20 protein-coding genes are annotated in these 20,136 nt (G+C 64.8%); 13 read left to right on the forward strand and 7 right to left on the reverse strand.

What is annotated here, in order from left to right; genetic code table 11:
• Positions 1-334 precede the first annotated feature (334 nt).
• Together aroQ and ACU0B3_RS03370 are read left to right on the forward strand one after the other, a co-directional pair.
• Positions 335-778: a type II 3-dehydroquinate dehydratase gene (gene aroQ, locus ACU0B3_RS03365; RefSeq protein WP_446259394.1), complete on the forward strand. Its 444-nt coding sequence runs from the start codon at positions 335-337 to the stop codon at positions 776-778.
• A complete protein-coding gene (locus ACU0B3_RS03370) occupies positions 775-1,536 on the forward strand; it encodes a helix-turn-helix transcriptional regulator (protein WP_446259395.1) in 762 nt (253 codons plus the stop codon). Before aroQ ends, ACU0B3_RS03370 begins: the two co-directional genes overlap by 4 nt.
• Positions 1,537-2,157: 621 nt before the next feature.
• On the opposite strand, the gene ACU0B3_RS03375 is transcribed toward ACU0B3_RS03370, so the two are convergent.
• The 4 genes from ACU0B3_RS03375 to ACU0B3_RS03390 form a co-directional block, all read right to left on the reverse strand.
• Positions 2,158-2,787, reverse strand: a complete 630-nt coding sequence (locus tag ACU0B3_RS03375; protein ID WP_446259396.1) for a LysE family translocator — start codon at positions 2,785-2,787, stop codon at positions 2,158-2,160.
• Positions 2,788-2,959: 172 nt separating this feature from the next.
• Positions 2,960-3,835, reverse strand: a complete 876-nt coding sequence (gene tsf, locus ACU0B3_RS03380) for a translation elongation factor Ts (RefSeq protein WP_446259397.1) — start codon at positions 3,833-3,835, stop codon at positions 2,960-2,962.
• Between the two features lie 87 nt (positions 3,836-3,922).
• Positions 3,923-4,693 carry a 30S ribosomal protein S2 gene (gene rpsB, locus ACU0B3_RS03385; protein WP_446259398.1) on the reverse strand — a complete coding sequence of 257 codons (771 nt, stop codon included), beginning with the start codon at positions 4,691-4,693 and terminating at the stop codon, positions 3,923-3,925.
• A 334-nt stretch (positions 4,694-5,027) separates the two neighbouring features.
• Positions 5,028-5,675: a hypothetical protein gene (locus ACU0B3_RS03390; RefSeq protein ID WP_446259399.1), complete on the reverse strand. Its 648-nt coding sequence runs from the start codon at positions 5,673-5,675 to the stop codon at positions 5,028-5,030.
• Positions 5,676-6,051: 376 nt separating this feature from the next.
• On the opposite strand from ACU0B3_RS03390, the gene ACU0B3_RS03395 reads away from it, so the two are divergent.
• The 3 genes from ACU0B3_RS03395 (at position 6,052) to ACU0B3_RS03405 (ending at position 8,699) form a co-directional block, all read left to right on the forward strand.
• Complete coding sequence (locus ACU0B3_RS03395) at positions 6,052-6,942, forward strand: PfkB family carbohydrate kinase (protein ID WP_446259400.1); 891 nt, start codon at positions 6,052-6,054, stop codon at positions 6,940-6,942.
• On the forward strand, positions 6,939-7,856 hold the full coding sequence (locus tag ACU0B3_RS03400) for a pseudouridine-5'-phosphate glycosidase (RefSeq protein ID WP_446259401.1): 918 nt from the start codon (positions 6,939-6,941) through the stop codon (positions 7,854-7,856). Before ACU0B3_RS03395 ends, ACU0B3_RS03400 begins: the two co-directional genes overlap by 4 nt.
• 90 nt (positions 7,857-7,946) lie before the next feature.
• Complete coding sequence (locus tag ACU0B3_RS03405; protein ID WP_446259402.1) at positions 7,947-8,699, forward strand: DUF502 domain-containing protein; 753 nt, start codon at positions 7,947-7,949, stop codon at positions 8,697-8,699.
• Positions 8,700-8,708: 9 nt separating this feature from the next.
• On the opposite strand, the gene ACU0B3_RS03410 is transcribed toward ACU0B3_RS03405, so the two are convergent.
• Together ACU0B3_RS03410 and ACU0B3_RS03415 are read right to left on the reverse strand one after the other, a co-directional pair.
• On the reverse strand, positions 8,709-9,755 hold the full coding sequence (locus ACU0B3_RS03410) for a patatin-like phospholipase family protein (protein WP_446259403.1): 1,047 nt from the start codon (positions 9,753-9,755) through the stop codon (positions 8,709-8,711).
• A gap of 70 nt (positions 9,756-9,825) precedes the next feature.
• The gene (locus ACU0B3_RS03415; RefSeq protein WP_446259404.1) at positions 9,826-10,614 is read right to left on the reverse strand and encodes a 3-hydroxybutyrate dehydrogenase; all 789 of its coding nucleotides are present in this window, start codon (positions 10,612-10,614) and stop codon (positions 9,826-9,828) included.
• 365 nt (positions 10,615-10,979) lie between these two features.
• On the opposite strand from ACU0B3_RS03415, the gene ACU0B3_RS03420 reads away from it, so the two are divergent.
• The 3 genes from ACU0B3_RS03420 to ACU0B3_RS03430 all read left to right on the forward strand — a co-directional run bounded on the left by ACU0B3_RS03420 (position 10,980) and on the right by ACU0B3_RS03430 (position 13,600).
• Positions 10,980-12,794, forward strand: coding sequence for an extracellular solute-binding protein (locus ACU0B3_RS03420; protein ID WP_446259405.1), 1,815 nt, complete (start codon positions 10,980-10,982; stop codon positions 12,792-12,794).
• A gap of 137 nt (positions 12,795-12,931) precedes the next feature.
• A complete protein-coding gene (locus ACU0B3_RS03425; RefSeq protein WP_446259406.1) occupies positions 12,932-13,048 on the forward strand; it encodes an entericidin EcnA/B family protein in 117 nt (38 codons plus the stop codon).
• 75 nt (positions 13,049-13,123) lie between these two features.
• On the forward strand, positions 13,124-13,600 hold the full coding sequence (locus ACU0B3_RS03430) for an arsenate reductase ArsC (protein ID WP_446259407.1): 477 nt from the start codon (positions 13,124-13,126) through the stop codon (positions 13,598-13,600).
• Positions 13,601-13,602: 2 nt separating this feature from the next.
• On the opposite strand, the gene ACU0B3_RS03435 is transcribed toward ACU0B3_RS03430, so the two are convergent.
• Positions 13,603-14,229, reverse strand: coding sequence for a helix-turn-helix domain-containing protein (locus ACU0B3_RS03435; protein WP_446259408.1), 627 nt, complete (start codon positions 14,227-14,229; stop codon positions 13,603-13,605).
• Positions 14,230-14,327: 98 nt separating this feature from the next.
• On the opposite strand from ACU0B3_RS03435, the gene ACU0B3_RS03440 reads away from it, so the two are divergent.
• The 5 genes from ACU0B3_RS03440 (at position 14,328) to ACU0B3_RS03460 (ending at position 19,942) form a co-directional block, all read left to right on the forward strand.
• On the forward strand, positions 14,328-15,833 hold the full coding sequence (locus ACU0B3_RS03440) for a class I adenylate-forming enzyme family protein (protein WP_446259573.1): 1,506 nt from the start codon (positions 14,328-14,330) through the stop codon (positions 15,831-15,833).
• Entirely contained in the window at positions 15,830-16,480 is a 651-nt protein-coding gene (locus ACU0B3_RS03445) for a DsbA family oxidoreductase (protein ID WP_446259409.1), read from the forward strand. Before ACU0B3_RS03440 ends, ACU0B3_RS03445 begins: the two co-directional genes overlap by 4 nt.
• Positions 16,481-16,597: 117 nt before the next feature.
• The gene (locus tag ACU0B3_RS03450; RefSeq protein WP_446259410.1) at positions 16,598-17,827 is read left to right on the forward strand and encodes a multidrug effflux MFS transporter; all 1,230 of its coding nucleotides are present in this window, start codon (positions 16,598-16,600) and stop codon (positions 17,825-17,827) included.
• A gap of 172 nt (positions 17,828-17,999) precedes the next feature.
• Positions 18,000-19,214, forward strand: coding sequence for an NADP-dependent isocitrate dehydrogenase (locus ACU0B3_RS03455; RefSeq protein ID WP_446259411.1), 1,215 nt, complete (start codon positions 18,000-18,002; stop codon positions 19,212-19,214).
• 101 nt (positions 19,215-19,315) lie between these two features.
• A complete protein-coding gene (locus ACU0B3_RS03460) occupies positions 19,316-19,942 on the forward strand; it encodes a YitT family protein (protein WP_446259412.1) in 627 nt (208 codons plus the stop codon).
• Positions 19,943-20,136: the final 194 nt, after the last annotated feature.

Consider the following 20,136-nt stretch of genomic DNA (forward strand, 5'->3'; position numbering starts at 1 on the left):
AGCGTGGGACCACCTGCAGGCAGCACGGACCCGAGGCAGAAGGGTCCGGCATTGATGAAGGGCTCTGGTCGATCGGCTCCGACCAGACCCGCATCTTTCCTTCTTGGGTCATGTGCAAAATAATTGGGCGACAGGTCAGGGCTGCTTTCAGGCGTGCGTCTATCTCGTGTAATCCGTATTATGTGTATAAATGATACTGGCGGAAATTTCCTCAACAAGAAACCCTTTGCGCCTAGCGGGCCACGCACCTCAAACACCTGACACAAACCACCGCACGCAAGCGCTGGACTCAGACCCACCCGCTTTGTAACTGTTTTTGCGGGGATACTTTACGATGCAGTCATTCTTGATCTTGAACGGGCCGAACCTGAATCTGCTCGGGCAGCGGCAGCCGGAGGTCTACGGGCGTACGACGCTCGAGGACATCCGCGACATGTGTGCCGATCACGCCAAGTCCTGCGGGGTCGAGGTGGAGTTTGCGCAGTCCAACCACGAGGGCGTGATGATCGACATGATCCATCAGGCCAAGGCGGTGCACGACGGGATCATCCTGAACGCGGGCGCCTACACGCACACCTCGGTGGCGCTGCAGGACGCGATTGCCTCGGTCGAGGTGCCGACGATCGAGCTGCACCTGAGCAACATCCATGCGCGCGAGACGTTTCGGCATCACTCCTATATCTCGCCCGTCGCCGTGGGCCTGATCTGCGGCTTTGGCGCAAACGGGTACCGGCTGGCCATCGACGCGCTCTGCGGCTGGCTCGAGGAGCACGCATGACCCGCAACCTGCGCCGTTACCTGATCGAGATGACCAACGCGCCGAGCATCGAAGAGATGTGGGCGCTGCACACCGAGGTCATGGCGGAGTACGGCTTTGACCGGCTGCTCTATGGGTTTACCAACTTTCGCACGCAGCACTCGCTGGGCGATCCGAACGACTTTCTGATCCTGACGAACCACGCCAAGGAGTACATGGACGGGTTCATCCGGCAGGGCTTTTTCTCGGACGCGCCGATGGTCCGCTGGGCGCTGGAGAACGACGGCGCCGAGAGCTGGCGGCGGATCGCGGAGATCGCGGCTGGCAATGACGTGTCGCCGAACATGATGAAGGTGATCGAGTTCAACCGCGCCATGGACGTGACGGCGGGCTATACGATCAGCTTTGCCTCCGTCTCGCCGCGGTCCAAGGGCGCGATTGCGCTGACCGGCAAGGCGGGCCTCAGCCAGGAGGACGTGGACGGCATCTGGGCGGAGTACGGCACCGACATCATCGTGATGAACAATGTGGCGCATCTGAAAATCCTCAATCTGCCCTTCCACGTGACCGGACGCTCGCTCACCAAGCGGCAGCTGGAGGCTCTGCGCTGGGTGGGTGACGGCAAGACGATGCAGGACATCGCGACGATCATGGGCCTGACGCAGGCGACAGTGGAAAAGCATCTGCGCCTGGCGCGCGACGCGCTGGACGTGGAGACGACGGCGCAGGCAGTGCTCAAGGCGGCGTTTCAGAATCAGATGTATCTCGTGGATCGGTAGGCTCGTCGCCTTCGGCTTGGCAACGGCGGATCAGAAGTTCACGCGCCGGCCCGAGGGGTGGCGCAATCGCGCCGCCCATTTTGCCGTAGGCAAACCTTTGGTTTGACGGGGGCGGGTCGGCGTGGCCTGAGTTAAACGTCAGTCGGGTGATTTGATTTGAGCGAGTCTCATGCAACCAACCGGTTATGAAAGCCGAATAGAAACCGCAGCGCAACTTGCAAAAATCGACGGCAAGCAGCTGAGGCTGCTCGATTTTTGGGCGCTCCTAAGCGCAATCAAGGCCCCCTGCCCCAAATGAAACTCGCGAAGGTACGGAATCCCTGACTGTCTGACGCGGCGTCATTTACGCATAGTAAAGAAGTTCCGTGAGTGGTGGCTTTGGCCTTGGAACAAAAGAGAGCGAACTTTCGGATTTGGAAGCTCTCGCTGTCTTTTCCGGGAAACCGGGGCCGGTTCGGGCGCGCATAGAGGCGGCCGGGCCGGCAGCATAACGTGACCCCGATACATCCCCAACGCTTGGGGTCGCTATGGAAACGGTGTGGGTGGTAACATCCGCACCGTTTCTATTTTGGGGACAATGCAAGATCGAACGTGTATGCCGCCTCGGGCTTGGCTGCGGTTTCAGCTCGCGTGCAGTTTCGATGTCAGGATGCTGACGCTTGCAGCACCAAACCCGACCGCGAACACGGCCTCCAGCCAGCGACGCAGCCTGAGATAAGCGTCGGTCATCACGCGCGACGAAAAAAGAAACGCGTAGCCATGGAAAACCACACAGCTCTGAAGGCCCACGGCCAGTATGACGGTCGCCAGCGTCTTGGGTTCCGTGCCCGGCGGGACACCGACGGAAAAGAGCGCGCCGAAAAAGAGCACAGCCTTGGGGTTGGTCAGGTGTAGCGCAAGACCTTTGACGTAGAGCGCGTGCGGGCGGCCGGTCAGCGTTCTCTTGGCCAGCGCCTTTGCCGTCAGCGCCGAGCGGGCAGCCTTGTAGGCGAGGAACATCAGGTACGCCGCGCCGCAGTAGCGGATGACTTCAAAGGCCCAGGCATTGGCCAGCATGATCGCGCCAAGCCCGAGCGCCGCGGCGACCGACCACATCAGGGAACCGGTTGTGATGCCAGCGGCCAAAGCCAAACCTGCCGCACGCCCCGAGGCCATCGACGTACCAGCGAGGGCAAGCGTGGCCGGGCCGGGGCTGCTCGCCGCAATGAGGGCCGCGAAAAGGATGAGCGGCAGATTGACGTCAGGCACCATGGCTCGAAGCGCTCCAGTCCAGTCAAGTTGATGGGTCGGAGCGTGGCATCATGTTCGTCACCGCACAAGGTCGGTGGCGCTCAAGTTCCCGATGCGGACAAAAAAGCCCCGCGGTCGGGCGGGGCTTGAAAGGTAAGGTGGGCATGTGCCCACCTTACAGATGTGGCGCGGGTCAGCTGCCCATGGTCTTGGCGACTTCGGCGGCGAAGTCTTCTTCGACCTTCTCGATGCCTTCGCCCACTTCCATGCGAACATAGCCGGTGATCTCGACGCCGGCGTTCTTGGCGGCCTCGGCAACCGTGTTGTCGGGATCGACGACGAAGGCCTGACCCAGAAGCGTGACTTCGGAGAAGAACTTCTTCATCCGGCCCACGATCATCTTTTCGATGACGTTGTCGGGCTTGCCGCTCTCACGCGCCTGCTCGGTGAGGACGTTCTTTTCGCGCTCGACCACGGCCGGGTCGAGGTCGGCCTCCCCCAGCGATTGCGGGTTGGCGGCGGCGATGTGCATCGCGACCTGCTTGCCGAACGCTTCGTTCTCGCCGGACATCGCGACCAGCACGCCGATCTTGCCCATGCCGGGCGCCGCGGCGTTGTGCACGTAGGACACGACCGAACCGCCGGTGGCGACGGCCATGCGGCGCACGGACATGTTCTCGCCGATGGTGGCGATGGCGTCGGTCACGGTGGCCTCGACGGTCTTGCCGCCCATGTCGGCCGCTTTCAGCGCCTCGACGTCATCGACGCCCATGGCCGCGTCTGCGATGCCGGAGACCATCTTTTGGAAGTCCGCGTTCTTGCCGACGAAGTCCGTCTCGGAGTTCACCTCGACCGCGACGCCGCGGCCGCCCTCGACCTTGACCGCGACGAGGCCCTCTGCCGCCGTGCGGCCTGCCTTTTTCGCGGCCTTCGCCAGACCTTTGGTGCGCAGCCAGTCGATGGCGGCTTCGGTGTCGCCGTCTGTCTCGGTCAGCGCCTTCTTGGCATCCATCATGCCTGCGCCGGTCATTTCGCGCAGCTCTTTCACCTGTGCAGCTGTGATCGCCATATCGGCTCTCCTCGTCTTTTAAATAGGTCCGGGAGCCGGCCCCTGCCCGCCCCCGTGTCATAGATTGGTAACCGTTTTGCGACGGGCTTACGCCTCGGCGGGTGCCTCTTCGGCGACGGCTTCCTCGACGGGCGCCTCTTCCATCGCGCCAAGGTCGACGCCGGCCGCGCCGAGCTGTGCGGACATGCCTTCGATGGCTGCGCGCGAGGCGAGGTCGCAGTAGAGCGCGATGGCGCGTGCCGCGTCGTCGTTGCCGGGGATGATGAAGTCCACACCGTCGGGCGAGCAGTTGGTGTCCACGATGGCCACAACCGGGATGCCGAGCTTGTTGGCTTCCTGCACGGCGAGCGCCTCTTTCTTGACGTCGATGACGAAGAGGAGGTCGGGGATGCCGCCCATCTCGCGGATGCCGCCGAGCGAGGCTTGCAGTTTGGCCTGCTCGCGCTCCATTCCGAGACGTTCTTTCTTGGTCAGGCCCTCGGCGCCTTCGCCCAGCTTTTCGTCAATCGCGTTGAGGCGGTTGATCGACTGGGAAACGGTTTTCCAGTTGGTCAGCGTGCCGCCCAGCCAGCGGTGGTTCATGTAGTACTGCGCGCATTTCTCAGCGGCTTCGGCGACGGGCGTCGACGCCTGACGCTTGGTGCCGACAAAGAGCACGCGGCCGCCTTTGGAGACGGTTTCGGAGATCGCCTTGAGCGCCTGGTCGAGCATCGGGACCGTCTGCGTCAGGTCCATGATGTGAATGCCGTTGCGCGCACCGTAGATGAACTCGCCCATACGGGGGTTCCAGCGCTGCGTTTGGTGACCAAAGTGCACACCAGCTTCGAGGAGCTGGCGCATCGAGAAATCGACTGCCATCGTCGTTGTCCTTTTCCGGTTTCAGACCTCGGTGCGCGCTTTCGGGGTGGTCCCCAACCGGTGGACGAGGCGGGATGTCTCCCCGCGCCGCCCGGCGCTCACCTGTGGATTACGTGCCGCGCGGATAGCGGGGTTTTTGCGCTGCTGCAAGGGCTAATGCGGGCAGCCTTGAACCTGATACACGCTGGCCAAAATTTGAGCGCCCGCCTGACAGGCACTGTCAGGCCGCGCCGTCCCGCCCCCTTGGGGCGGCGCGATTGCGCCACCCCGCGGGACGGCGCGTGCTCAACCGTCTCAGATGCATCAGGTTCAAGGTTGCCCGCTGCAATGGACGTCAGCGCCGGCGGCGCGCGCGGATGAACGCGGTGGCGCTGACCAGCATCAACAGGAACGCAGCCACGAACACCCAGATGAGCACGTTGCCAACAAGCGAGGTGCCGCCGGGGATGGCGAAGGGCTCGGAGGTCTGGCCGCCCGCGAGGAAGCCCGTGTATGGCTCCTCCACGCCTTGCTGGCGCAAGATCAGAGCGCCCCACCCGGCGGGCCAGCTGAGTTGCAGCGCGTCGGCGGAGGCCGGAACGGGCGCGGTGAAGGTCACCACAGTGTCGCGCGGCAGCTCAACATTGCCGATCTCGCCCACGGTGAGCGCCTCGAGCGTTAGAGGCAGAATGCTTTCGCCGGCGACCAGCGCGAGCGGAGGCGCGGCCAGCACGCCGCGGAGCGCCTCTTCGAGCGCGGCCGGAGGAAGCGCGCGGGCGGCATCGAACGCATCCGCCTGCGCGCTGTCGTTGGTGTCGGTAACGGCATCGAGATCGACGCCCGCCACCAGCGCCTCCCCGTTGAGCGTCAGGACCAGCCGGGCGCTGCCGCCCGCGGTCGCCTCCAGATCGCCCACTGCGGGCCGCACTTCGTGGGCGATCAAGGCGGTGGCGATGAGTGTTGCTGCGGCGAGGATAGTGGCAAAAGCGGCGCGGAAAGGCATGGCGAGGCTCCCGAAAGACCCTCTGCGATAGAGCAAAGCGGCGGGGTGTCTACAAGTGAAAAGCAGGGGTACTGACTGAAGCGCGCTCTTGCACTTTCGTTGTGACAGGCGGCCTTAGGCCCAATGCCTTTTCACTTAACTCATAGCACCCGCCTGACAGGCACTGTCAGGCCGCGCCATGCCAAAGGCATGCTTTCGGCATGAGCCGCGCCCGTCAAACCGAAGGTTTGCCTTCAACAAAACGGGCGGCGCGATTGCGCCACCCCGCGGGACGGCGCGTGAATTTCTGTTTCGGAGGAGTCAACTTACAGGTCGCCTTCCCCTTGCCTTTCGCAGCCCATCTTGCGTCCCCGCCGGCCACGCGCGACAAGGCGGCATGACACAGCCTCAATTTCTGTGCATCGGATCGGTGCTTTGGGACATCATCGGACGCTCGGCCAGCCACATGGGCGCGGGCTCGGACGTGCCCGGGCGGATCACGCGCATCCCCGGCGGCGTGGCGCTCAACATCGCGATGACGCTGAGGCGGTTCGGCATCGCCCCGGCGCTGCTGTCGGCGGTGGGCGAGGATGCCGAGGGGCGCGAGCTGGTCGCGGCCTGCGCCGATCTGGGCCTCGACGTGGGCTACCTCTACCGCTCGGACGATCTGCCGACGGACCGCTACATGGCGATCGAAGGCGCGGGCGGGCTGGTGGCGGCCATCGCCGACGCGCATTCACTAGAACGGGCAGGCGACAAAATCCTGCGCCCCTTGCAGGACGGGCGGCTGGGCCACGCCGATCAGCCGTTCCAAGGCGACATCGCGCTCGACGGAAACCTGACGCTGGCGCTCCTGTCGCAGATCGCCGTATCGCCGCTCTTTTCCGCCTGCCGGCTGCACGTGGCGCCGGCCTCTCCGGGCAAGGCTGAGCGGCTCTTGCCCTTTGTCGAGGCGGGGCGCGGGCAGCTTTACGTCAACCTCGAGGAGGCTGGCACTTTGTGCCAGACGACATTCAACTCGGCGGAGGCGGCGGCGGAGGGCCTGCTCAAGGCCGGTGCCGCGCGTGCGCTGGTAACTGACGGAGCGCGCCCTGCCTGCGACGGCCACGCCAGCGGCCTGCTGACCGCCGCGCCGGCCGAGGTCATGGTGACGCGCGTCACCGGCGCGGGAGACACCTTCATGGCGGCACATATCGCCGCCGAACGGCGCGGTGAGCCCCGCGATCAGGCGCTCGCAACCGCCCTCACCGCCGCTGCGCGCTACGTTTCAGGAGATACTGGCAAGTGACGCTCTACACCCCCTCCATCGAAGTTGCCGAAGCGCTGTCCGCCGGCAAGCCCATCGTCGCGCTCGAGAGTACGATCATCACCCATGGCATGCCCTACCCCCAGAACCTCGACATGGTGCGGCAGGTCGAGGGTGTCGTGCGAGACGCCGGCGCAGTGCCAGCCACCATCGCGGTGATCGACGGCACGCTGCACGTAGGTCTCTCCGAGGCGCAGGTGACCGACTTGGCGCAGCGCGACGGTGTCGCCAAACTCTCCCGCGCGGACCTCGCCGTCTGCATGGCGCAGGGCGGGACTGGCGCCACCACCGTCGCCGCCACCATGATCGCCGCGCACCTCGCGGGCATCGCGGTCTTTGCGACCGGCGGGATCGGCGGCGTGCATCCCGGCGCGGAAGAGAGCTTTGACATCTCCGCCGACCTGCAGGAGCTCGCCCAGACCGCCGTCACCGTGGTCAGCGCCGGCGCCAAGGCGATCCTCGACATCCCCAAGACGCTGGAAGTGCTCGAAACCCTCGGCGTGCCAGTCATCGCATATGGCCAGGACAGCCTGCCCGCCTTCTGGTCCAGCACCTCCGCCCTGCCCGCGCCGCTGCGGATCGACACGGCAGAAGAGATCGCCCGCGCGCACCGCACCCGCGCCGCGCTTGGCCTGCCAGGCGGGCAGCTCATCGCCAACCCCGTGCCGCAGGAGGCGCAAATCCCCGAGGGTGAGATGGCGCCGATCATCGCCCAGGCGAACGCCGACGCCCAGGCACAGGGCATCACCGGAAAGGCCGTCACGCCGTTCCTCCTCCAGCGCATCTTCGAGCTCACGGAGGGCGCCTCGCTCGCCACCAACATCGCACTGGTCCTCAACAACGCGCGGCTCGCCGCCGAGATTGCCGTCTCGTTGAGCAACCCGCCTGATAATTGACCATGCGCACAGGCTGAGACGTTGTGATGCCGCACAAAAGCCCTTAACTCTTCGCCATGCCGCCGCATCCCCGGCCAAGACAGACGGTCCATGAACACCCCCTTTGACGACCCGCCCCCTCGCGCCCGCCGTCCCGGCCTGATCGCGCGCCTGCGCTCTTCATTCCTGACCGGCATCGTGGTGATCGCGCCGGTGGGCCTGACCGTCTGGCTGATCTGGTCGGTCATCGGCTGGGTCGATGGCGTGGTCCTGCCTTTCGTGCCGGGGGCCTACCAGCCGGAACAGCTGATCAACCGCTTTCTCGGCAACACGCGCCTGATCCAGGACGCGGGCGGCACGCTCATCCAGAACCCCGACTGGATCAACGTCAACATCCGCGGCGTCGGCGTCGTGGTGTTCCTCTTGTTCACGATCATGGTCGGCTGGGTGGCGCGCGGCGTCATCGGGCGCTCCCTCATCCGCTGGGCGGAGCAGGTCGTCGAAAGCGTGCCGGTCGTCCGCTCGATCTATTCCGGCGTCAAACAGATCGCCGAGACGGTGTTCGCCCAGACTGAGCGGTCGTTCGAAAAGGCGTGCCTCATCGAATATCCGCGCAAGGGCATCTGGGCGATCGCCTTCATCTCCACCGACACCAAGGGCGAGGTGGCGGCCAAGGCCAGCGATGGCAGCGGCATGGTGTCGGTCTTCGTGCCGACAACGCCGAACCCCACGTCTGGTTTTCTGCTCTTTTTCCCCAAAGAGGACGTGATCGAGCTCGACATGACGATCGAGGACGCGGCCAAGCTCGTGATCTCGGCAGGGCTCGTCTACCCCGGCGACAAGCCCCCGAAACAGGTAAACTGACGCCCCGCGTCAGTCGAACATCTCCACCAGATCGGCCGTCTGACGTCGTCCCAAATCCTCGAGATGCGCGTCGAGGAACGTCTCCGCCGCCTGCCGCCCTGCGCGGTGCAGCCGCGTGACGACCCCCGCAAGCGGGATCAGCTTGGTCGCGACGCTGAGGTCCGTCATCAGCGCATCGTCGGCGATCATGTGAATGCGCGGCGCGCGCATCTGATCCTCCTCCATCCGGCCCTCCTCGAGCAGCCGCTGCACAAACCGGATTGCCCTGAGCTCGCGCAACAGCGACGAGTTGAAGCTGATCTCATTGAGCCGGTTCTGGATGTCCTGCGGCGCCTTCGGCAGTTCGTCTCGGTAGAGCGGATTGATGTTGATGACCACGATGTCCTTCGGCAGCGCGCGGTCGAACAGCGGAAAGAGCGCCGGGTTGCCCGTGTACCCGCCGTCCCAGAACGCCTCCTCGGTGCCGGTCTTGGGATCGACGAACTCCACCGCCTTGAAAAGCGTCGGCAAACAGCCGGAGGCGAGGATCACATCCGTCGAAATCTCGCCGCCGGCAAAGACGCGGATCTTGCCCGAGCGCACATTGGTCGCCGACACAAAAAGCCGCGGCTCGGCCTCCGCGCAGACCGCGTCGAAATCGAACGCCTCCACCACGGAGCGCAAGGGATGGGTGTAAAACGGACCGTAGGCATAGGGGCTGACCATCCGCGTCATCGCTTCGGTCGCGGCATAAAGCGGCGAGTACTCGAGCGCTCTGCCAATCACACCCGCCTCCGGCATTGCGCCCATCATCCAGCCGCCCGCCCAGCCGGGCATGCGCATGTCCGACAGCCCCGCGATACGCGTCCAGAGCGCTTCCAAAGCCTCCTTCGCCACCGCGGCCCCGCCGCGATCGAGCCCCGCCTTGAGCGCAGCACCGTTCATCGCGCCCGCCGAGGTCCCCGAAATCCCGGCCACCTCCAACGACGGCTCCTCCAGCAACCGATCGAGCACGCCCCACGTAAACGCCCCATGCGCCCCGCCACCCTGCAACGCCAGATTGATCCGTGTCTTCATAGCGCCGACCCGTAGCTTCTTCGGTTTCGAAATACCTCGGGGTTTTGGGGGCAGAGCCCCAAAGACGTCATCACAAAGCCGTCCACCCACCATCGACGCTGATCGTCGTCCCGGTGATCTGCGCGGCCGCATCCGAACAGAGGAACACACAGGTCCCGCCCATCTGCTCGGTCGTGGCAAACTCCTTGGAGGGCTGGCGCTTGAGCATGACGTCGCGGATCACCGTCTCGCGGTCCATGTCATACTCCTTCATCGTGTCGGGGATCTGCGCCTCGACGAGCGGGGTCAGCACGTAGCCCGGACAGATGGCGTTGGCGGTGATCGGCTCTTCGGCGGTCTCGAGCGCGACGGTCTTGGTCAAGCCGACGATGCCGTGCTTGGCGGCGATATAGGCGGATTTGTAGGGCGAGGCGGTCAGGCCGTGCGCGGAGGCGATGTTGACCACGCGCCCCCAGCCCGCCTTGCGCATCATCGGCAGCGCCTCGGCGGTGGTGTGAAAGGCCGAGCTGAGGTTGATCGCGATGATCGCGTTCCACTTGGCTGTCGGGAAGTCCTGAAGCGGCGCGACGTGCTGGATGCCGGCGTTGTTCACCAGGATGTCGCAGGCGCCCGCCTCGGTCACGAGCCGCCGGGCGGCCTCCCCGTCCGAGAGGTCGGCGGCGATGTAGCGCGCGGTCACGCCGTGCTCCTTGCCGATCTCGGCGGCGAGCGCGTGGTCTTCGTCCCGGTCGGTGTACGAGTTCAGCACCACATCCGCGCCGGCCTTGGCGAGCTCCTTGGCGATCCCGAGGCCGATCCCGGAATTCGAGCCGGTGATGACGGCGGTTTTGCTTGCAAGCGGGTGAGAGATCGTGGACATGGGCGCTCCTGTTGCCGGCTCGGGTGTCACGCATAAAGTATATGCTGCACCTGCAAAACAACAGCGCTGCAAAGGCGCAAGTTCCCACGCCGTGACGCCAACGCGCTTGCCATGGTTACGGGGGAAACTTTCGCGAAGATCGTCAGTCTGGCGGTGGGGAAGATGGCTCAAGCCAAAAAAAAACGCCGGCACGAAGCCGGCGTTAAGTTATTGAGGCAGGTTTCATACAGGCAAGAAACCTATCGAGCAGTGGTTTGTGTATAAGCAATTCACAGCCGTTCGCCAAGCTAAAAGTTTGATAACGCAAAAAGACCCCGGTACGGTCCCGCTCAACAAAACAAGGGCAACGGGGGATTGTACCCAAAATGAGATCAGTTTTTTTCCACAGGCAGACCTGGAAATGGGGGGCGGCCGCGGGATTGGCGCTTCTGGCAAATGTGGCAATTTCAGGGCCTGAACATGGCATAGCTATGTATGGTGAGCCGCAGTTGCCACCGGATTTTGTGTCCCTGCCCTATGCCAACCCGGACGCTCCGACGGGCGGACGGATCGTCACCGGCGAGGTCGGCAGCTTTGACAGTCTCAACCCGCACATCCTCAAGGGACGTGTGCCCTGGCAGCTACGGTTCCTTGCGTATGAGAGCCTGATGGGCCGGTCCTGGGACGAGCCGTTCACGCTTTACGGGCTGCTGGCCGAATCAATCGAGACCGATGAAGACCGCACCTGGGCGGAGTTCACGCTCCGCGAGGAGGCGCGATTCTCGGACGGATCGCCGGTCACGGTCGAGGATGTGATGTGGTCCTACGAGACGCTCGGGACGGTCGGCCACCCGCGCTATCATGGCCTGTGGGGGAACATCGCCTCGATGGAGCAGACGGGCGAGCGCTCGGTCAAGTTCACGTTCGAGGGTGAGAACCGCGAACTGGCGCTCATCGTCGGGATGCGTCCGATCCTGCAAAAGGCGCAGTGGGAGGGCAAGGATTTTGCCGAATCCGGCCTCGACAACATCCCCATCGCCTCGGCGCCTTACGTGATCGACGATTTTGAGGCGGGCCGGTTCGTCTCGCTCAAGCGCAACCCCGACTACTGGGGCAAGGACATCCCGTTCCGGCGCGGCACCAACGTGATCGACGAGATCCGGATGGAGTTCTACGGCGACGGCACCGCACAATTCGAGGCGTTCAAAGCCGGCGAGCTGAATTCGAACCGCGAATTCAACGCCGAAAAATGGGCGACGCAGTACGCCTTCCCCTCGATCGAAGCGGGCGACGTGGTCAAATCACTGATCCCGAATGCGCGCCCCTCGGGCATGACCGGGTTCGTGATGAACACCCGCCGCGCGCCGTTCGACGACTGGCGGGTGCGCGATGCAATGCTGCACGCGTTCAACTTCGAGTATATCAACGACACGGTCACGGGCGGACGCCAGGACCGGATCACCTCGTTCTTCTCGAATTCGTATCTCGGCAAGGAAGACGGCGCCGCGTCGGGCCGTGTGGCCGAGCTCTTGGCACCCTACGAGGCGGACCTCTTCCCCGGTGCGGTGGAGGGCTATGCCCTGCCCGCCTCGGACGGGTCCGAGCGCAACCGCGCCGGTACCCGCGCCGCGATCGCTCAGCTGGAGGCGGCAGGCTACACGCTTGAAGAAGGTGTGATGACCGGCCCGGACGGCGCGCTCGCCTTCGAAATTCTGCTCCGCCAGGGCAGCACCGAAGAGCGCGCGATGGCCAACATCTTCATCCAGGCGCTGGAGCGGATTGGTGTGGCGGCAAACCTCGAAGTGGTCGAAAGCGCGCAATATAAAGAGCGCACCAACGCGTTTGACTTCGACATGACCTGGCAGCGCTTCGGCCTGTCTCTGAGCCCCGGCAACGAGCAGTACCGCTACTTCGGCGCCGAGAACGTCGACGTCGAAGGGCAGCGCAACTGGGCGGGTGTGAACCAGCCGGTGGTCGACGCGATGATCGCCAGCATGCTGGGATCGGTCAGCCGGGAGGACTTTATCGCGTCGGTCCGCGCCATGGACCGGGCGCTGATGGCGGGGCGGTATTTCCTGCCCACGTATGTCTATACCGAAGGGCGGATCGCCCACGACGCGCGGCTCAAGTTCCCCGAGACACTCCCGATCTATGGCGACTGGATTGGCTGGCAGCCCGACGTCTGGTGGTGGGAGGAGTAACCGCCCGCTCCGCAAAGCGTTGTGGATAAGTCGCAACCGCGCAGACAAACCCATGGACCCGTTGCACCCCGGTGCGGCGGGTTCTTATTTGGAGAGATGCCGCCACCCAAGAGCGGTACCGAGCATTGAGGCACATGATGAAACCCCTCGTACTGATACTGGCGATGAGCCTGGCCTTGGCCGGCTGCGCGACGATCAACGGGATCGGACAGGACCTTTCGGCTGGCGCCGACCGCGTCTCCACCTGGTTCTAGCGCAGTTTAACCCGCCGTACGCCCCCGAGGCGCCGTGTCATAAAAATTTTACGTCCCTGCTCTACCCGAGCAAGGATGAACGTTCTTGTCCTCTGTTCCAGCAATTCCGCGCGCTCCATCTTGCTGGAATCGATTTTCAACACCCACGGCAAGGGCCGCGTGACCGCCTATTCCGCCGGCTCACAGCCCGCAGGCCAGGTCCATCCCCAGTCGCTCAAACTGCTTGCGGCCAAGGGCATCGACACCGCACATGCCGCGTCCAAAAGCTGGGACGTGTTTGCCGCGCCTGAGGCACCCACGATGGACATGGTCATCACCGTCTGTGACACCGCCGCAGCCGAGGCCCCGCCGATTTGGCCGGGCGCGCCTGTCTGCGCGCATTGGGGTGTTGAGGACCCGGCCGCCGCCGACGCCTCCGAGTGGGAGGCCACGTTCAACGCCACCTACGACAAGCTCAAGTTGCGCGCGCGCGAACTCCTCGCGCAGCCCTTTGAGGCCTTTGACACCCCCGAGCTCAAGGCCACGCTGGACCGGATCGCGGCGACCGCCTGACCTCAGTTGAGCGACGTCACCCACAGCACGGTCGCGTCATCGTCGCTGACCGACACGAGGTTATGACCCATGGCCGCGTCGTAATAGGCGCTGTCGCCCCGGCGCAGGTCCACCGGTTCGTAAAACTCGGTATAAAGCCGTACCACCCCCGTGAGGACGAACAAGAACTCCTCCCCGTCGTGCCGCACCCAGCCATCGAACTCCGCCGGATCGCGGGCGCGCACGCGGGTGTGATAGGGCAGCATCTTCTTCTGCGTCAGCCCCTCGGCGAGGAGGTCGTGCTCATAAGTCGCCGTCGGATACAGCACACCCTCCCCCTTGCGGGTGATCATCCGCCGCCCGGTGATGCGCTCGTCCTGCGGCGCGGTAAAGAGCTGCGGGATCGAGATATCGAGCCCGTCGGCCAGCTTCTTGAGCGCGTCGTAGGTGGGCGACATGTTCCCGTTCTCGATCTTCGAAAGCGTCGAGCGCGCCAACCCCGCCGCCTGCGCCGCCTGCTCCAGCGTCCAGCTGCGATCCTTGCGCAGCTGTCGCACCCGCACGCCGAGGTCCAACGGCTCGGGATGTGGATCGTTGCCGGTCTTGGCGCTACGCGCGATCCGAATGATTTCGGGCTGGCTGTCGGTCATGGCGTCTGTCCCTCCGCGCCGCGCGCATGTCGCTGAAACTGGTATAGAAAAGGCGCATCGCGCTTGCAATGGCGCCCGTCGCCGCCTACCCCGGCGCGATGTTGTCGCTCTTCGATACCGGTACGCCGCCACAGGCGCCCGTGGCGTTTAACCTCGCAGCCCACGTGCTGGCCGCAGGCGCGCCCGGAAAGACCGCGCTTGAGGAGCTTGGCGGCCCCGCACCCCGCAGCTGGACCTATGACAACCTCCGCACCATGGTGGCGCGAACGGCCTCTGCGCTGACCGCACGCGGGCTAACGCCCGGAGACCGCGTCCTTCTGCGCCTCGGCAACTCCGTCGATTTCCCCGTCGGCTACCTCGGCGCCATCGCCGCGGACCTCGTCCCGATCGTCACCTCATCGCAGCTGACCCCGCGCGAAGTAAGCGCCGCCGCCGACATCACCCACCCCAAGCTCGCCCTGCAGGACCCGTCCCTCGCCGCCGCGCCCGATTTGCCGACACTGACCTTCGACGACATCGCCCGGACAACAGACGCCCCGTTTGCGCCTGTGCTCGGGGACCCCAACCGCCCGGCCTACATCGTCTTCACCTCTGGCACGTCCCACCGTCCCCGCGCCGTCCTGCACGCCCACCGCGCCATCCTCGCGCGACAGATGATGATCCGCGACTGGTACGCTCTAACCGCCGAAGACCGCCTCTGTCACGCCGGCGCGTTCAACTGGACCTACACCCTCGGCACCGGCCTGATGGACCCGTGGAGCCTCGGCGCCACCGCCCTCATCCTCGCCCCCGGCGTGGACATGGCCGATGTTCCCCACCTCCTCAGAGCCTCGCAAGCCAGCGTATTTGCAGCGGCGCCAGGCGTTTATCGCAAACTCCTCAAGCATCACATCAAGACTGACCTCCCGCATCTGCGGCACGCCCTCAGCGCCGGAGAAAAACTGCCCGAGACCCTCCGCACCCGCTGGCGCGCCGCCACCGGCACCGAGGTACACGAGGCGTTCGGGATGAGCGAATGCTCCACCTTCATCTCCGGCGCGCCGCACCGCCCTGCAGACAAAGACATGCTCGGCAGTCCGCAATCCGGCCGCCACGTCGCAATTGTCGAGGACGGCGCGCCGGTCCCCCAAGGCGCCCAAGGCGAAATCGCCGTACACCGCAGCGACCCCGGTCTGATGCTCGGCTACGACGGCGACCCGGAGGCAACCGCCGCGCGGTTCGACGGCGACTGGTTCCTGACCGGCGACCGCGGCACCATGCGCGCGGACGGACAAATCCGCTACCTCGGGCGCAGCGACGACATGATCAACGCCGGCGGCTTCCGCGTCTCCCCGCTCGAAATCGAAGGCGTGTTGACCACCCATCCCGCGATCACCGACTGCGCCGCCATCGAACAGCGCCTCTCGCGCGAGACCAGCATCATCGCGCTCGCCTACACGGCATCCGCCCCCATCGGCGACGCCGAGCTCACGGCATTTGCCGCCACCCAGCTCGCGCGCTACAAGCAGCCCCGCGCCTGGCACCACGTCCCCGAGCTGCCACGCGGCGCCAACAACAAGCTCCTCCGCCGTGCCCTGCGCGCCCAATTCGAAAGCTCCCCATGACGCCTCCCCTCGTGCGCCTCGACATCCTGAGCGACCCGATCTGCCCCTGGTGCTACATCGGCAAAACGCATCTCGACACCGCGCTCGCCGACGCGCAGCAACCGGTGTTCGAAATCCAATGGCACCCGTTTCAGCTCAACCCCGACATGCCCTCGGAAGGCATGGACCGGCGCACGTATCTCGAGACCAAGTTCGGCGGCAAGGACAAGGCCGTCCAGGTCTACGGCCAGATCGCCGAGGCGGCAGAGGCCGCCGGCCTCAGCCTCAACCTCGAAGGCATCACGCGCACCCCGAACACGATGGACGCCCACCGACTGATCCACTGGTCCGGCCTCGAGGGCAAACAGGGCGAAGTCGTCGCCGCCCTCTTCCGCGCCTATTTCGAGGAAGGCCGCGACATCGGCGACGCCGAAGTACTGGCCGACACCGCCGACAGTGTCGGCATGGACGCCGCCGTGATCCTGAAACTGCTGGCCTCGGACACCGACCGAGCCGACATCGCCGCCCGCGACGCCGAAGGGCGCAAGATGGGCGTGACCGGCGTGCCCTGCTTCATCGTGAACGGCCAGCACGCCGTGCCCGGCGCCCAGCCTCCCGAGCTCTGGTCCAAGGTCATCGACGAGCTCGCCGCCAAGAACGAGTTCTGACGCCAGCCGACAAAGCACGACCTCCCTCCTTCTTCTGGCCAAAAATATCCCGGAGCGCGAGGCAGAGCCTCGCATCCTCCGCTTGCCGCCCGCGCACCGCTCTGTCATGCCGGGTGCATGTCCGACGCCTCTTCCGACGCCGCCCCCGCGCGCCATTCGCATGACATGCGCATGAGCCGCGTGGAGTTCATCGCCCTCATGGGCATGACCTTTGCCACCATCGCCTTTTCCATCGATTCGATGCTGCCGGCCCTGCCGGACATCGGGCGCGAGATCGGCGACGGGCTCGAACACTACGCCCCGCTCATCATCCTGTCGTTTGTCGTCGGCATGGGCGTCGGCACGCTCTTCACAGGCCCGCTTTCGGACGCCGTCGGGCGCAAGCCCGTGATCCTCGGCGGCGCCGCGCTCTACATCCTGGGATCGCTCGTCGCGTGGCTGGCAGACAGCTTCGAAGTCATCCTCGCCGCCCGTGTCCTGCAAGGGCTTGGCGCCTCCGGCCCACGCGTCGTGGCCATCGCGGTGATCCGCGACCTCTACGCCGGGCGCGGCATGGCCAAGATCCTCTCCTTTGCCATGATCGTCTTCACGCTCTTTCCCGCCGTTGCCCCGCTCATCGGGGCAGGCATCATCTGGCTCGCGGACTGGCGCGCGATCTTTCTCGCCTTTGTCGTCTTTGGCCTCACCACGAGCCTCTGGACGCTCGCGCGCCTGCCCGAGACGCTCCCCCGGGAGCGGCGACGGCCCATGGGCCTGGCGCTGATCTCCGCCGCGTTGCAAGAGATGTGGCGCATCCCCGTCGTGCGCATCTCGACGCTCGTGCAGTGCTTTTGCTTTGCGACGATCTTTGCCGGGGTCACGACGATCCAGCTGATCTTCGATCAGACCTTCGACATGGCCGCGAGTTTCCCCTGGTGGTTCTTCGGCATGGCGATCATCGGCGGCTCGGCCTCCTTCCTCAACGCCATGATCGTCGAGCGGATGGGCATGCGCCGCGTGATCTCCCTGATGCTGATCGCGCAGGTCGCCCTCTCCGCCGTTGTCTTGGCCGCCACGCTCGGCGGTCTGGCCGGCACGCCGTTCTTTGTGCTCTGCTTCGTGTGGCTGACCTCGATCTTCTTTCAGGCGGGTCTGACCATCGGCAACGTGAACGCGCTCGCGATGGAGCCTCTCGGCCATATCGCCGGCATCGCCACCTCGGTGATCGGCTCGATCGCGACGGTCGTCGCCGGAGTGCTCGTCACACCCGTCGCCCTCCTCTTCACCGGCACACCTCTGACGCTGGCGATTGGGACGCTTTTCTTTGCAACCGCCGCCTTGGCCCTGATGCAGCAGATCAAGGACTGAGCCGCACATCGACGGGCCGCGGTGCGTCGAGGTGCGGCGGCTTCGCCTTGATTCCGCACACGGTCCCAGAACAGACGCTGCGACAATTGGTATACGGAAGTATACACCCCCTTTCCTCCCGCCCCGCCGTGCGCTAAGACGCCGCCAAATCGCCAAACAGACGGAGCCCGCAATGAGCAAGATCAAGGTAGAAGACCCCATCGTCGAGATGGACGGGGACGAGATGACGCGGATCATCTGGCAGTTCATCAAGGACAAGCTGATCCTGCCCTACCTCGACGTCGACTTGCTCTATTACGACCTCGGCATCGAGAGCCGCGATGCGACCGACGACCAGATCACCATCGACGCCGCCGAAAAGACCAAAGAGGTCGGCGTCGCCGTCAAATGCGCGACCATCACACCCGACGAGGCGCGGGTCGAGGAATTCGGCCTGAAAAAGATGTGGCGCTCGCCCAACGGCACGATCCGCAACATCCTGGGCGGCGTGATCTTTCGCGAGCCGATCATCTGCAAGAACGTGCCGCGTCTGGTGCCGGGCTGGACCCAGCCGATCATCGTCGGACGCCACGCCTTTGGCGACCAATACCGCGCGACGGATTTTAAGTTCCCCGGCGCCGGCAAGCTGACGATCAAATTCGTCGGTGAAGACGGCGAGACGATCGAGCACGAGGTGTTCGACGCGCCCTCCTCGGGTGTGACCATGGCGATGTACAACCTCGACAAGTCGATCGAGGACTTTGCCAGGGCGTCCTTCAACTACGGGCTTGCGCGCAACTACCCGGTGTACCTCAGCACCAAGAACACCATCATGAAACAGTATGACGGCCAGTTCATGCTGATCTTCCAGCGCATCTTCGACGCCGAGTTTAAGGACCGTTTCGACGAGGCGGGCCTCACCTACGAGCACCGCTTGATCGACGACATGGTCGCCTCTGCGATGAAGTGGTCGGGCGGTTACGTCTGGGCCTGCAAGAACTACGACGGCGACGTGCAATCCGACACCGTCGCGCAGGGCTTTGGCTCGCTGGGCCTGATGACCTCGCAGCTGATGACCCCGGACGGAAAGATCGTGGAGGCAGAGGCGGCGCACGGCACCGTCACGCGCCACTACCGCCAGCACCAGAAGGGCGAGGAGACCTCGACCAACTCGATCGCGTCGATCTACGCTTGGACGGGCGGTCTGAAGCACCGCGCCAAGCTCGACGACAACCAGCCCCTGATGAACTTTGCCGAGACGCTGGAAAAGGTCATCGTGGACACGGTCGAAAGCGGTCACATGACCAAGGACCTCGCGCTGCTCGTTGGCCCCGATCAGGGATGGCTGACGACGATGGGCTTCCTCGAGAAGATCGACGAGAACCTGAACAAGGCGCTGGCGGGCTAAATCGGCCTCCGATGCCAAGTTTCTGGGCAGGTGCTGCGGCGCCTGCCCTTTTTCATGTGCCGGTTCTGGACGTCGCGGCGCGCCGCACCTAGCTGAACCCAATGCCGGCAAACGTTCCGATACACGATCCAGAGACCGTCAGGCACACATGGGCCGACGATGCGCAGGGGCTGGGCGTGGGCCTGTTGATGGCCGCGACCGGCGTGACGATCCTGACACATCTGGGCCTGATGACCGGGCAGACCGCGGGGCTGGCCGTGCTCCTGACACTGGTGACGGATCTCAGCTGGGGCTGGGCGTTCTTTCTGGTGAACCTGCCGTTTTATGTCTTCACCTGGCTGCGGCTGGGCAAGGTCTTCACCTTGAAGTCGGTGCTCTGCGTGGCTGTGCTGGCCGTTCTCGTCGACTGGCTGCCGCTGCATCTGGCGCTGGCTCAGGTCACCATGCCTGTGGGCGCGGTGCTCTTTGGAGTGATCTGCGGGATCGCGCTTTTGATCATTTTTCGCCACGGCGGCAGCCTAGGCGGGCTCGGCGTGATCGGGCTGATGGTGCAGGACCGGACGGGCTTTCGCGCGGGGTATGTGCAGTTCGGGATCGACGCGGCGCTCTTTGCGGTGGCGGCGTTTTTGGTGCCTGGCACGGTTTTGCTCTGGTCGCTGCTTGGGGCGGCTGTGCTGAATGGTGTGATCGCGTTCAACCATCGGCGGGATCGGTACATTGCGCGGTGAGTGATTGGCACATCCTGCCCACCGCCCAAGCCTCACTCAAAAACGAAAGCACAAAGAGTAAGGTGGGCACTGCCGTCGAAGAAAAGGGGGGACCCTAAGGCCCCCCTGAAGTTTTGCCGTTCAGGCTCATTTGGTACACCGCTCGGTTTAGTTTCGCCTGCGGCCTGAACGTCGCCCGGGTGAGCGCACCCACC

It is taken from the genome of Pseudaestuariivita sp., from assembly GCF_052825805.1.